The 14,250-nt window shown below is 36.1% G+C and carries 14 protein-coding genes; 2 read left to right on the top strand and 12 right to left on the bottom strand.

The window, feature by feature from the left end; translation table 11 throughout:
• The first annotated feature begins 90 nt into the window (after window positions 1-90).
• Window positions 91-1,365, top strand: coding sequence for an ArsB/NhaD family transporter (locus DYH56_RS09650; RefSeq protein ID WP_114642658.1), 1,275 nt, complete (start codon window positions 91-93; stop codon window positions 1,363-1,365).
• Window positions 1,366-1,413: 48 nt separating this feature from the next.
• Here the strand turns inward: DYH56_RS09650 and speB are convergent, their stop codons facing one another.
• The 8 genes from speB to DYH56_RS09690 all read right to left on the bottom strand — a co-directional run bounded on the left by speB (window position 1,414) and on the right by DYH56_RS09690 (window position 9,053).
• Window positions 1,414-2,262: an agmatinase gene (gene speB / locus DYH56_RS09655; protein WP_114642659.1), complete on the bottom strand. Its 849-nt coding sequence runs from the start codon at window positions 2,260-2,262 to the stop codon at window positions 1,414-1,416.
• Window positions 2,252-3,109 (bottom strand): polyamine aminopropyltransferase, encoded by an 858-nt coding sequence (gene speE / locus DYH56_RS09660; protein WP_114642660.1) that lies wholly within the window; start codon window positions 3,107-3,109, stop codon window positions 2,252-2,254. Before speE ends, speB begins: the two co-directional genes overlap by 11 nt.
• 19 nt (window positions 3,110-3,128) lie before the next feature.
• On the bottom strand, window positions 3,129-3,563 hold the full coding sequence (speD, locus tag DYH56_RS09665) for an adenosylmethionine decarboxylase (RefSeq protein WP_114642661.1): 435 nt from the start codon (window positions 3,561-3,563) through the stop codon (window positions 3,129-3,131).
• A complete protein-coding gene (locus tag DYH56_RS09670) occupies window positions 3,560-5,002 on the bottom strand; it encodes an aminotransferase class I/II-fold pyridoxal phosphate-dependent enzyme (RefSeq protein WP_114642662.1) in 1,443 nt (480 codons plus the stop codon). The genes speD and DYH56_RS09670 overlap by 4 nt, the downstream gene beginning before the upstream one ends.
• Window positions 5,003-5,300: 298 nt before the next feature.
• The gene (locus DYH56_RS09675) at window positions 5,301-6,320 is read right to left on the bottom strand and encodes an extracellular solute-binding protein (RefSeq protein WP_114642663.1); all 1,020 of its coding nucleotides are present in this window, start codon (window positions 6,318-6,320) and stop codon (window positions 5,301-5,303) included.
• 16 nt (window positions 6,321-6,336) lie between these two features.
• A complete protein-coding gene (locus DYH56_RS09680; protein WP_114642664.1) occupies window positions 6,337-7,110 on the bottom strand; it encodes an ABC transporter permease in 774 nt (257 codons plus the stop codon).
• A 2-nt stretch (window positions 7,111-7,112) separates the two neighbouring features.
• Window positions 7,113-7,949 (bottom strand): ABC transporter permease, encoded by an 837-nt coding sequence (locus DYH56_RS09685; protein ID WP_114642665.1) that lies wholly within the window; start codon window positions 7,947-7,949, stop codon window positions 7,113-7,115.
• Complete coding sequence (locus DYH56_RS09690; RefSeq protein WP_114642666.1) at window positions 7,950-9,053, bottom strand: ABC transporter ATP-binding protein; 1,104 nt, start codon at window positions 9,051-9,053, stop codon at window positions 7,950-7,952.
• A gap of 255 nt (window positions 9,054-9,308) precedes the next feature.
• Here DYH56_RS09690 and DYH56_RS09695 point away from each other — a divergent pair, with 255 nt between their 5' ends.
• Window positions 9,309-9,848: a helix-turn-helix domain-containing protein gene (locus DYH56_RS09695; protein WP_114642667.1), complete on the top strand. Its 540-nt coding sequence runs from the start codon at window positions 9,309-9,311 to the stop codon at window positions 9,846-9,848.
• Window positions 9,849-9,890: 42 nt separating this feature from the next.
• On the opposite strand, the gene DYH56_RS09700 is transcribed toward DYH56_RS09695, so the two are convergent.
• From DYH56_RS09700 to DYH56_RS09710, 4 genes are all read right to left on the bottom strand, one after another.
• Window positions 9,891-11,054: a M20 metallopeptidase family protein gene (locus tag DYH56_RS09700; protein ID WP_114642668.1), complete on the bottom strand. Its 1,164-nt coding sequence runs from the start codon at window positions 11,052-11,054 to the stop codon at window positions 9,891-9,893.
• A gap of 494 nt (window positions 11,055-11,548) precedes the next feature.
• A complete protein-coding gene (locus tag DYH56_RS15980) occupies window positions 11,549-11,719 on the bottom strand; it encodes a hypothetical protein (protein ID WP_158539115.1) in 171 nt (56 codons plus the stop codon).
• Window positions 11,720-11,770: 51 nt separating this feature from the next.
• Window positions 11,771-13,255 (bottom strand): D-alanyl-D-alanine carboxypeptidase/D-alanyl-D-alanine endopeptidase, encoded by a 1,485-nt coding sequence (gene dacB / locus DYH56_RS09705; RefSeq protein ID WP_114642669.1) that lies wholly within the window; start codon window positions 13,253-13,255, stop codon window positions 11,771-11,773.
• Window positions 13,252-14,166: a S66 peptidase family protein gene (locus DYH56_RS09710; protein ID WP_114642670.1), complete on the bottom strand. Its 915-nt coding sequence runs from the start codon at window positions 14,164-14,166 to the stop codon at window positions 13,252-13,254. Before DYH56_RS09710 ends, dacB begins: the two co-directional genes overlap by 4 nt.
• Between the last annotated feature and the right edge of the window lie 84 nt (window positions 14,167-14,250).

Below are 14,250 nucleotides of genomic sequence, written 5' to 3' on the forward strand. Positions count from 1 at the left end.
TACCAACATACGAGCACCAAATTTATAAAAATAGGCGGGCTGTTTGACAAAACGACCCACCAAAATATATAAGTTTAGGAGGAAAGAAAGATGCAGTTAGCAATAGGTTTAATCATATTTATAACGACATTTTATTTGATAATAACAGAAAAAGTCCCGGGGCCCATAGCCACTCTTTTAGGAGGATTATCCATGGCATTACTCGGGATTATAAATGAACACGAAGCACTCAATGCCATCGGCTCCAGACTGGAAATAATCCTCCTGCTGGTAGGGATGATGATCATCGTTAGTTTTGTCTCTGAAACAGGAGTATTTCAATATTTGGCATTAAAGGTAGCACAATTGGTTAAGGGAGAACCATTTCCATTGCTGGTACTTCTGGCAGTAATAACTGCATTCTGTTCAGCATTTTTGGACAATGTAACCACCCTCTTACTCATGGCACCGGTATCTATCTTACTGGCTAACCAGCTTAAGTTGGATCCATTCCCATACATTATGACCCTCATAATGTCTGCCAATATTGGTGGATTAGCTACCCTTATAGGTGATCCTACCCAGCTTATTATAGGATCAGAGGGTAAAATCGGATTCAATAATTTCATGGCAAACACAGCTCCAATTGCTATCATTTCCATGATTGTGCTGATAATTACAGTCTATTTTATGTACGGTAGAAAGATGGTTGTCTCCAGAGACTTAAAAGCCAGAGTCATGGAAATGGATGCGTCCAGATCCTTAAAAAACATGAAATTGCTGCAGGAATCTGCTACTATCTTTGCCACAGTAATCTTTGGATTTTTGATGAATAACTTCATCGATAGGGGACTGGCAATAATAGCTCTCAGTGGTGCAGTTATATTGATACTAATAACTAAAAGAGATCCTGTAGAAGTATTCAAAGATGTGGGATGGGATACCTTGTTTTTCTTCATGGGACTATTCATGTTAGTACAGGGGATGGAAGCCACAGGTCTCGTGGATATTGTCGGACACAGTATTATAAAACACACCAAGGGAAATTTCCCATTGGCTGTGAGTATGATATTGTGGGTATCGGCATTATTCAGCTCGGTAATTGGAAATGTAGCCAATGCAGCCACGGTATCCAAGATAATTCATTTTATGATTCCCAGTTTTAAAGGTATGAACACTACAACATTTTGGTGGGCACTTTCCATGGGATCACTCCTGGGAGGAAATATCACCCTCCTGGCATCGGCAACCAATGTGGTGGCTGTAAGTTCAGCCGCGAAGGCAGGATGTAGGATAACTTTTGGTAAGTTTCTGAAATTCAGCTTCATCATAACTGTTCTGACCTTAGTTACAGCAAATATCTATCTATGGATTAGATATTTTTAGAGATTAAACAAGTGATACAAAAAAAAGTCGTGAAATTCACGACTTTTTTTATACCATGGTCAAAACTACTTCCCGTAAAACCTTGCAGGCTGTAGCTGTAGAAGCTCCACTGGTATCATAGCTGGGAGAAAGTTCTACTATATCTCCCCCTACTACATTTAATTTTTCAAACTCTTTTATCCCATCCATCATCTCTTTGAATGTAATTCCTCCCGGCTCCGGTGTCCCGGTCCCTGGAAATATAGAGGGATCTAAAATATCCAAATCAATAGTAATATACACAGGAACATCTTTTAGTTTGTCTACAATTTCACTTAATGTATTCATAGAATATTTTTCCATATAGGTATGATCCTTTGCCCATAGGAACTCTTCCTTGCATCCAGATCTAATACCAAATTGATAGATCTTTCCGTCTCCTAAAAAATCCCAACAACGTCTAATCACCGAAGCATGAGAAAATTGTTCTCCCATATAGTCTGCCCTCAAGTCTGCATGTGCATCCAGATGAATAACATGAAGATTAGGATATTTTTCATAGACAGCTTTTATTGACCCATAGGAAACCAGGTGTTCCCCTCCTACCATAAATGGAACTTTATCATCTTTTAATATTTCTTCAGTATATTTATATATACTATCTAAAACAGCCCCTGGATTTCCAAATGAAAATTCCAGATCTCCCCCATCAAAAACTTTATAATTTTCTAAATCTTTTTCTAAATAAGGGCTGTAAGTTTCCAATCCGTAAGATTCTCTCCTCATTACTTCTGGAGCAAACCTGGTACCAGGTCGAAAAGATGTTGTCCCGTCAAAGGGAGCACCAAAGACTACTATTTTGGATTCATCATATTCATTATCAAATCCAATAAAAGTAGAAATATTCTTATTTTTCACCCTCTAACATCTCCTTAACATAGTTCGGTAATGCAAAGCACCCTCTGTGCAGTTCCGAATTATAGTACCTAGTTTTTATATTTAATTTTTCCCATTCTTCCGGCTTATGATCTTTTATAGGATCAAATTTTTTAGATGCAAATCCAAATAACCAGTGTCCAGAAGGGTAAGTAGGCTGATGAAATTGATATACCTTAGCTATTGGAAAAGTATCCAATATTTTTCTATGAGCTTTCTGCATCTCTTTAGAAAACTTTTCAAAATATGGAGATTCATGCTGGTTTATCAGGATTCCTTCTTCTCCCAATACTCTGAAGCAGTTATTGTAAAATTCTGTTGTAAATAATCCCTCTCCTACAGATATTGGATCGGTAGAATCTACTAAAATAAGGTCATATTCCCCGGATTCTGCCTCTTCTACAAATTTTAACCCGTCTTCAAAATACATCGTTACTCTGGGATCAGTTAATTTATCTGCTGTAACAGGTAAAAATTGCTGGGATAATCTTACTACTCTTTCATCTATTTCTACCATATCTATTTTTTCTATATTTTTATATCTAGTTAATTCCCTGACAGTTCCACCGTCACCGGCACCAATAACCAATACTTTTTTTACCTTTGGATTAGTTGCCATGGCTACATGGGTAATCATATCATGATAGATAAATTCATCTTTTTCCGTCACCATCATAAGACCGTCTAAAGTAAAAAATTTACCATATTCTTCCGATTCAAAAAAATCTATTTTTTGAAACTCACTCATCTCACTGTGAAGATGATTTTTTACCTTAATTGAAAATCTTGTGTTTTCAGTCCAGTTTTCTGTATACCATAAATCTAACATAATTCCCTCCAATTTTCCTCTAATAATTAATTGTTTCCTGGTCCTCTTCCGGCTTGAAAGTTACCTTTCCTAATTCTTCAGGGTGGAATTTTCTGATTTTTTCTACCATTCCCCTAGGAATTTCCATAGATTCACTTCTATCTGCTCCAAATACACCCTCTAAAAAATCAAAAGCTGTCCATGGGTTTATCTTGTCTCCGCATGTAAATACATCTACTGCAGCATACCCATATTCCGGCCAAGTATGAATAGCCAGGTGAGATTCAGAGATAATAACAGCTCCAGATACTCCATATGGATTAAAGTGGTGAAATACCGAATTAACTATAGTCGCGTTTGCTATCTTTGCAGCCTTATTCATATATTTTTCAATAAGTTCAGGACTAGCTAAAGTCTCCTCATTACAATTATAAAATTCTATCAAAATATGTCTTCCTAAAGTTTCTAATTTCATCTGTGTTCTCCTTTTAAAATACTTATATTATTTAATGTTTTATCGTTCATTCCAGTTATAACAGCCTTTTGTTCCTTTAAAAAATATATATGGTCTATCAAATCCTTTGTAATTCTCTCTCCCTGGATCAGCAGTGGAATTCCTGGAGGATATACCATAATAGATTCCCCGCTTACCTTTCCGATAGCTTCCGATAGGGGTATACTCTCGGTCTCTGAATAAAAAGCATCCCTGGGAGATACCACTAATTCCAGACTTTCAAGTTCATTAAAATCTATTAATTGATTATTTCCTTCGTAATTTTCTGCCATCTCTTTGAGGGCATCTATGAGTTTTTGATAATCTTCCCAGGTATCTCCTATACTGGCTATTCCCAATATATTGTGGGTATCTGCTAACTCCATTTGGATATTATATTTTTCCCTCAAGATATCATACCCTTCAAATCCTGTGAGTCCCAAACCGTGAAGATTTATCCCTATCTTGGTATCGTCAAAATCATAGAGTTTATCCGATAATATTGATTTAAAACATCTTATTCCCGGGATAGAATTTAACTCCTCTCTAAATTTAGAGATCATCTCTAAAAGATCATTAAAAATCTCGTCCCCTTGTGTAACCAAAGTTTTCCTGGCCACATCTAAGCTCGTCATCAAAAGATAAGACGCACTTGTAGTCTGAGTTAAATTTAACATGTTTTTTACTCTCTCTTGTTTTATACGTCTGTGATTTAAAAAAAGTACTGAACTTTGAGTAAGGGAGCCTCCTGTTTTATGGATACTTACAGCAGACATATCTGCTCCCAAAGCCATGGCATTTTTAGGGAATTTCTCATGAAACGGGAAATGGGCTCCATGAGCTTCATCTACCAGGACAACCATATTTTTTTCATGACAAATTTTTATAATTTCTTCCAGATCAGATACAGCCCCGTAATATGTCGGATTGATAATAAATACTGCCTTTATATCCGGGTCTTTGATCAGGGCTTCTTTTATTTTTTCTACACTTATTCCTAAACTTATACCCAAAGTTTCATCTACTTCGGGATCAATATAGACTGGTGTAGCTCCACTTAGAATAAGTGCATTGATAGCACTTTTATGAACATTTCTAGGCAGGATTATTTTGTCACCTGGATTGCAGGCACTCATAACCATGGTCTGTATACCAGAAGTTGTTCCGTTTACAAGAAAAAAAGCTTCATCTGCACTATAAGCATCAGCCATTAATTGATGGGCTTCCCTTATTACCCCAGTTGGGTTATTTAATATATCCAGCTCCTTCATGGAATTGGTGTCTAATTCTATTATTTTATGACCTACATAGTCCGAAAATTCATTTTGAAACCTTTTTTTATGTCCCGGAACATCAAAAGATACTATATCTGTTTTATGATAGTTTTTTAATGCATCGAAGAGTGGTGTCTTGTTTTGCATGATCCCTCCTATATTCAAAGTTTACCAATACTAAACCTTTTTTTAAAAAAAATATTGTCCCTTCAAAATCTTGAAAGAGCAATATTTTGTTATTTACTTTTCTCAATAAATTAGAATTTAGAAACCTTATTTTTTTAAGTTATTATGTTTTATATAACGCGTTTTAAAAAACAGTATTACTAAACTTTTTACATGATATTGTATAAAAAAAATAAAACTTTGTCAATCTATTTTTTTTTATAAATCAAAAAAAAAGATCATTGATAATTCTGGTCATCTACGATCTTTTTCATTTTATTTATTGAGTTAAAATTTCATTCCAAACTTCACTTTGAGGGGCTAATGCCTCTCCTAAATCTTTCATAAGATAAGCTTCCTTCAGATCCTCTACATCATAAACTGGTGTAGTTTCTCTGAGTTTACCTGCTCCTATATTTATAGAAGGAGTTTCTAAATAATCTACAATTTTTACATATACTTCCGGTCTGTAGATATAATCTATAAATTTATAAGCATTTTCGATATTTTTAGCTCCCTTTAGTATAACCATGCTGTCTATATACATCTGAGCTCCCTTTTCCGGTATGAAAAACACCATATTTTCAGCCTGTTCATCGGTCATATGAGCTGCTATATTTTCATAATAACCATGTACCACTAAATACTCCCCATTTGTAAATCCTTTTCCAAAACTCTCACTGTCAAATTTTAAGATATTTTCCTTCCATCCTAAGATTATATTCTGAGCATCTTCCAAGTCTTGCGGATCAGAAGATTCCGGCGAATGCCCTGCAATGATTAGTGCACTGGACATAACCTCTCTCATATCATCTAAAAGAGTCATCTTCCCCTTCAGGTCTTTCCTGTTATATATATCAAATGATCTTTCAAAATCTTTCACATATTCTGTATTCACAGCTATTCCGGTTGCTCCTACAGAATACGGGATGATATAGTCATGATTTTTATCAAAACTGATCTTAGATGCAATATCTTCATTCAGTTCCTTCAAATTTGAAATTTTAGATTTATCTATTTTTTCCAGCATCCCTTGCTTCATCATAATTTCAGCATAGTCAGTAGATGGAACAGTTATATCGTAGCCATCTCCCCCGGCCTTTATCTTTGCGTACATCTCCTCATTGGAAGAATAATAATCAGTTATAACTTTTATTCCTGTTTCATTTTCAAAATCAGTAATTACCTCATCTGGAATATAATCCGACCAGTTGAATAAATAAAGCTCGTTTTTTTGTTCCTCTTTTCCGCAGCCTGCTAAAGCCAATAACATCAAAATAAATATAACACTTTTTTTCATCTTTTTCCTCCTTTTTTTAACTTACCATATATTTTTGTATCTTTTTTGTAGACATAGCCAGTGCTATTGTTCCTGCAATCAATATCACTGAAAGTGCATTTATAATCGGTGAAACCCCGAACTTAATCATTGAATAGATATGCAGAGGTAAGGTAGAAGATCCCGGTCCTGCTACAAAAAACGTTATTACAAAATCATCCAATGACAGTGTGATAGACATTAAAAGTCCGGATATTATCCCCGGCATGAGGTTCGGCAATATTACCTTGGTAAGGGCTTGTTTTTGGGTTGCCCCAAGATCATACGCCGCTTCCACTATGGAATAATCGAAATCATGTAACCTAGACAGCACAATAAACAGCACAAAAGGGATATTAAATGTTGTATGAGCCAAAAATATAGTGACCAGCCCCAGTTTAAACTTTATACTGGTAAATAAAATTAATAACGATACCCCCATTATTATATCCGGAAGAACCAAGGGCAGATAAGATATTACCTGGAGATATTTTTTATGTTTAAAACTATACCACTGAAGCGATATTGCTCCTAAAGTTCCTATTGCTGTAGATATTAGAGACGAAGTCAATGCAATTAAGATACTGTACCTGAAGGATTTCCATAACCTTGCAGAGTGATTAAATAATTCATCGTACCATTTGAGGGAAAATCCATCCCATCCTACACCCTTACCGGAATTAAAAGATTGAACGATAAGAACTACCAAGGGTAGGTATAGAAACACCAGGGTTAATATAAACATATTCAGTGAAAACTTCTTCTTATTCATCTTTATATTTCTCCTCCCTTATGACCCTTATCATATTTTGATAAAACAAGAATAAAAATAACTGTTATTATTGTTAAAATTGTTGAAATAGCAGCAGCTTTGGGCCAATTCCTGGTAATTGTAAGTTCTCTGGCTATGATATTTCCCAGCATTTGAGAATCATTTCCCCCGACTAATTTTGGGATAGCATAAGATCCCAGTGCCGGTATAAATGTAAACAATGTAGCAGTTATAATCCCTGGTTTTATATTGGGTAAAAATATTTTGATATAAGCCTTTATCTTACTGGCTCCTAAATCTCTTGCTGCATCAATTATTGCAAAATCAAATTTTTCTATGGCAGAGTAAAGGGGTAAAATAGCATAGGGCAGATATGCATAAACACTTACCAGTATTACTGCAAACTTATTATAGATAAACTGGTGAGGCTCCAACCCAAGTTTTATCAAAATATTATTTAACAGGCCGTTGTTTCCAAGAAGAGCTATCCAGGAATAGATCCTTATCAAAAAATTTGTCCAGAATGGAATTATTATTAAAAATAATAAAAAGTTTTTATACTTGGAGGTGGCTATATAAAGAGCCACCGGTACAGCTGTTAAGACCGTAATTACAGTGGCGACCACAGATATTTCCACTGTATTCCAGACTACTTTTAAAAAATACGAACTGCTGAAAAAGTTATATCCCTCTACAGAAAATATCCACTCCACTCCTCCGTAGATTCCCTTTTTTAAGAAGCTGTAGACTATAACTATTAATGTCGGAGCCACAAATAATAAAGTCAGCCAAAGGGTTATAGGAGCAGAATAGACTAAACCGCTTCTCTGATTTTTCATCTATATCACCTCTAAGAGGAAACTGTCAGCTGAATCCCAAATAACATAAACTTCATCTTTCCAATGGATAGTTTCTGCATCTTCCTCAAAGAAATCCACATGCTGTTTGAATGCACTGAACAGTTTATCTCCTACATTTACAAAGAACTTACTTTGGAATCCTGAGTAGATCACCTCTTCAATCTTACCTTTGAATATATTGTCATTGCCATCTAAATATCTGGGTTTTGATTTAGATACCTTTACTTTTTCAGGCCTGATAGTTAATTTCACAGAATTTCCTACTGCCACTTCCTTATCCAGCTCAAATTTTACCCTTCCATAATTAGATGATTCCAGGTATCCGAACTCCCCTTCTAACTCTACAACCTCACCTTCGATGAAATTGGTTTCACCGATAAAGTCAGCTATATATGCATTAGCCGGACTTTCATAGATCTCATTGGGTGTTCCTATCTGGAGTACCTCTCCATCCTTCATCACTGCAATCCTGTCAGATACACTGAGGGCTTCCTGCTGATCGTGGGTAACAAATACAAAGGTAATCCCTACCTCTTCATGGATATTATCCAATTCTATCAGCATATGCTGTCTGAGTTTCGCATCGAGTGCAGATAATGGTTCGTCCAAGAGAAGAACCTTTGGTTTATTTATCAGTGCACGGGCTATGGCAACCCTTTGTTTTTGTCCCCCTGAAAGCTGGGATGAATATTTATTTGCATGTTCAGATAATTTCACCATCTCTAAATATTTTTTTACCTCTCTGTCTATCTCTGCATCCTTTATTTTTTTTAACCGCAATGGGAATGCTATATTTTCATAGATTGTCAGATGAGGAAATAATGCGTAGGTTTGAAATATTGTATTAACATCTCTCTTATCCGGGCTTAGACGGGTTATATCCTCTTCCCCCAGATAGATTGTTCCTCCATCAGCTTCTATAAACCCTGCTATCATCCTAAGAAGGGTGGTTTTTCCGCATCCAGATCCTCCTAAGATAGAAAAAAACTCTCCGCCCTTAATCTCAAAACTAATATTTTTCAATACTTCTACCCCGTCAAAAGACTTAGATATAGAATCAATTTTTATATTTCCCTGTTTCATAAAATCTCTCCCTGCTATATAAATTTTAACCGTATCAGTTTCATCTAAAATAAACTTACTTTAATAAATTACATTTATTGTCACTTTATGTTTTATATAATACGTTTATAAAAACAGTATTACTAAACTTATAGCGTTTCATTTTATAAAAAAAAACATACTTTGTCAATTGATTTATTTTATATATCAAGCTATAATATTAAATAGACTTGTAATAAAAAAAGATAATTTTGAATAAATAAAAGGGAGTGAATAATGGATATAGGCAAAAAAATTAAAAGACTGAGACAGGAGAAATTCCTCACTCAAGATGAGTTAGCTATGAGGTGCGAACTATCCAAAGGTTTTATATCCCAATTAGAAAGAGATCTTACATCTCCATCTATCACTACCCTAATAGACATCTTAGAAGGATTAGGTACCAACCTTCGGGATTTTTTCAATGAGGATGAAGATGAAAAAATTGTCTTTAAAAAGGAAGATGTCTTCGAGAGTATCGATGAGGAATTAAAGTATAAGATCGAGTGGATCGTTCCCAACGCACAGAAAAATCAAATGGAACCTATCCTCATAACCATAGAGGAGGGAGGAAGGTATAAGGAGGAACTGCCCCACGAGGGAGAGGAGTTCGGATATGTCCTCAGCGGTACCGTCTTAATTCATTTAGGAGAAAAAATATATAAAGCCCGTAAGGGGGAATCATTTTATTATAAGTCCAGAAAAAACCACTATATTTCCAATGCAGGAAAAAACATAGTTAAAGTTTTATGGGTGTCCAATCCGCCATCATTTTAAAAAAGGTATCAAAAGTAATATTACTTTTGATACCTTTTTAGTTTATACCGACAGGACATTCAAAATCTGAATAGCAACTCCTAAATGCAGTGCATCCTCATCTATATCAAAAAATCCATTGTGAGCTGACGCTGCTATTCCTTTTTTTTCATTTTTTACTCCCAGATAGAAAAATACTCCCGGTATTTTTTCCAGATAATATCCAAAATCTTCCACACCCATATTAGCCTTTTCTTTTTCCAGCACATTTCCCACCCCTAAAATATCCACTGCATTTCTTTTTACTAAATCCACCATCTTATCGTCATTAATAAGGGAAGAATACCCTTTCTCGATCTTTAATATACCCTTTCCACCCATGGAAACAGGCAGAGTTTCCACTAAAACCCTTAATTTTTCTTTGACTAACTTCCTGACTTGAGGATCCAAAGTTCTTAAAGTCCCCATGAGTTTGACAGAATCTGCTATGATATTAGGAGCTGTCCCTCCAGCTATCATCCCCATGGTCAGCACCGCACTGTCTCTGGCATCTATCCGACTCACTATGGACTGCATAGCTGTTATCAGTTGAGCTGTTATCACAATTGCGTCTACCCCTTCTCCGGGATATGCCCCATGGGCGGACACCCCCCGGATCTCTATCTCTATACTGTCCGAAGAAGCATTCATCTGCTTATACCTGTATTCCACACTTCCTTTTTCTATCTCGGAACTCACATGCAATCCAAATATAGCATCGACACCTTCTAAGGCCCCCTCTTTAATCATGGGCTCAGCTCCTCCTACAGTTTCTTCTGCAGGCTGAAATATAAACCTGACATTTACACCTAATTCATCCTGTTTTTCACTGAGTATTTTAGCTGCACCCAAAAGGATGGCAGTATGTGCATCGTGACCGCAGGCATGCATAACTCCATTATTTTTAGACCTGTAAGAAACATGATTTTTCTCCAAAATAGGCAGGGCATCCATATCAGCCCTGAGAGCTATAGTTTTAACTGCACCTTTTCCCTTTATCTCTCCTACCACCCCTGTTTTTGCCATCTTTTTATATAAGATCCCAAATTCATCCAAATATTCACAAATTTTCCTCTGGGTACGTAATTCCTCCATCCCCAGCTCCGGATACATATGAAAATCTCTTCTGACTTCGGATAACCAGGGAGATATTTCTTTTGCCAATTCTAAAATTTTATTGCTATCCATAAAAAATAACCTCCTAAAAATTTAATTTTTTCTTTTTCTGTCACAGATTACACGAATGAAAAGCTAGAGAGCTCACTAAGAGGTTCTTTTTTTCTTACCGCGAATTGCACGAATCCATAATCTAATTTTTATAGATTAAGAAAACCTATCAACGCAGAGACTCACCGAGGTTAGATTGGAGTTTCACTGAGCTTTCTCCGTGTACTTTCTTTTTTCCCTCAGTGTATCTCCGTGTTCAAGTTTTTTATCTTTTATTCTTGGTTTGAACTTTCTTTTGACTTTAAACTGTGAAGTTTATAGTCGTTACACTTCAGCTGTACTGTTTCTACAATGACGATCGTGACTTACTCACAAAGATAACTTATAAACTTCTTGAACTTTTTCGTTAATTTTTCTTTCAAGAGAAAAAGTAACCCGTATTAAAGATGGAATCTTTAGAATCTGTTTACCCTCTCTCGCCCTTCGAGCACGAGTTTTGCGATTATTAAAATTTACTATAAACAATCGTTAATTTTAAATGCAAATCCCAAATAGGGAGAAAGAACTATATTGAGAAAGATAACCCATAGCATTTGCTTATCAGCAACTATCTTTGCTTCGGTTTCTCTGATTTGAGATTCATATTTAAAATTTATTCTAAAGTTAGAATTAATTTTGATATTCATGAAATCTCCATAAAAAGGAAGAGTTTGAAATTCAGTTTTCTGCCTTACTATTTATTTCAAATAATAGATACTCTCCATTACCTTCTCCAATTTTTCAGATATTTTGGTTCCGCTCATCCCATGATGATTTATTATTATGGAGAAGGCCAGCAGATCTCCGTCAACATTATACATATATCCCCCGTAGGATTTTACCCCTGTAAGAGTGCCGCTCTTCCCGTGAAGATTATCCACTAAGACCGTCTGTTCTTGAAACTTTTTAAAGGTTCCATTCTTTCCGGGTTCAGCCAAAGAATCATAGAAACTAGAAAAATTCTCGGATTTTTTCATATATTTCAAGAGTTCTACAAGAGTGTCAGGGGTCACCCCATTGTAACGGGATAACCCGCTTCCATCATAGATATACAGTCCCCTTGCAGATAAACGATTACTCCAATACCCCTTCATTGTTTCAACACTCTCTTTACTTTTTCCCCTTAATTTCTTCTCAGCCTCTATCTTTAGATGTTCTGAAAATAGGTTTACACTATATTTATTTGTATAACCTATGATCTCCTCCAGTTTAGGAGAATACTGGGTATAAATAAGGTTATTTTTATTTATAGCTTTATCGTTTTTCCCCATTAACCTGCCGCCATTATTTTTTATGCCTTCCTCTTTTAAAGTTTTAGAAAATATTACAGCCAGGGCAGAAGCAGGATCCTGCATCACTGTATTGTATGAAATTATTGGTTTATTCATAGTTCCCAGTGCAACTATTTCATTGGTGTAAGGAGACACTACCAGGGTTATTTTAGACGGCCGGATTTCATCTGCTGCAACTCTGTTGGTTACCACAGTATTAACCCACGACGGGGACACACTTGCCCTGATATTTCCATCTTCCCTTTGCAGTATCAGCCTGATACTGTTATCCAAAAAAGTAAGCCCGCTGGGTCGGGAAGCAAAGGTGTACCTCAGATCCCCCCATTCCCACGTTTGAGACAGAGTTGTTTCAGGATAATAAGATGGGTCGGCTACTATCTGGCCATTAATTTTTTTTATCCCCATGCTTTTAATTTTTTCTGCCCAGATATTTAAAAATTCCAGCTGTTTCTTTTTTTCCCCTGTTGTTACCCTTTCAGGATCTTCTGCAGCCAGATATTTAGACCCCAGGGTGGGATCTCCCCCGCCAATAATATAGATATTCCCGTCTAAAGTCCCGTCCGATCCTATCTTCCCGTCATAGGCTAAGATAGTTTTAAATCTATAATCTTTCCCCAAAATTTCCAAAGCTGCTCCTGTTGTCAATAACTTCATATTGGAAGCAGGCACCAGGGATTTATCAGGGTTTAATTTAAATAAAGTTTTACCACTTTCTAAGTTCACAACTTTCATCCCCAGGCTGGCATTTTCTGTCTGAGGCATATGCGTAAAGTCATCCACTGCTTTCTCTGTGGCAGATTTTATTGGAACAACTGGAGTTTCTGTACTCCTGCACGAAATTATAGATACCAGGATTATCAATAAAACTAATTTTTTTAATATATTTTTCATCTGACTGCTCCCTCTAAACTCCTAATCGTTAATTCATCACAATCTATCTCTATCTCTATCCCCAGAGGGAGAGTTACCATGGGTTTACAATGACCCGATTGAAAATTATAGATTATGGGAATACCTAAATTTTCCAGCCTGTCTTCCAATAGATCCATGAGGTTCATATCGTATTCCGATGCAGGAATGCAGTTATTAAAATCTCCCAGGATGATTCCATTTAACTGATATAGTTTTCCTGAATTTAAAAGCTGAGTCAGAGCACGGTCAATCTTATATGTGGGCTCCCTGATCTCCTCTACAAATAATATTTTTCCTTTAAAATCAAGTTCATTTGTAGTCCCCATATCTGCCATAAGGGTTGTCAAATTCCCCCCTGCCACTACCCCAACAGCCTTTCCTCCTGCCAGAGATTTTAATTCTATCGGATTTATTATTTCTCCTGGCTGGATTCCTTCCACACTTTTTCTAAATGAATCTGTGGTAAATTTATCTATATCAAAAAAATTAGACGCTGCCATGGGACCATGGAAGGTAACTAAACCAGCCTTTTGGTTCAATGCACTATGAAGTGTTGTAATATCACTATATCCTATAAATACCTTGGGATTTTTCCTTATCATCTCGATATCCAGGTCCTCTACAATCCTGATACTTCCATATCCCCCACGAAGACACATGATGGCATCTACCTCTGGATCTTTAAAAAAATTATTTATATCCGATACTCTCCTTTTATCCGTTCCTGCAAATGAATGCCAGGTATCAAAGATATGTTTTCCCAGTTTCACCTTATATCCCAGACTTTCCAACCTTTCTTTCGATCTCAGCACCTTCTCTTTGGAACCGGAATTAGCAGGAGCTACAACTCCTATGGTATCTCCTTCTTTTAATTTTTTTCCCTTTAACATCTCTGTCCTCCTATGGCAAAAATAAAACTTTACATTCTTTCAAAAATAAGTTATACTGTCTTTGAAATGTGTTAGCGACATTAT

It is taken from the genome of Psychrilyobacter piezotolerans (assembly GCF_003391055.1).
In the GTDB taxonomy this organism is placed as follows: domain Bacteria; phylum Fusobacteriota; class Fusobacteriia; order Fusobacteriales; family Fusobacteriaceae; genus Psychrilyobacter; species Psychrilyobacter piezotolerans.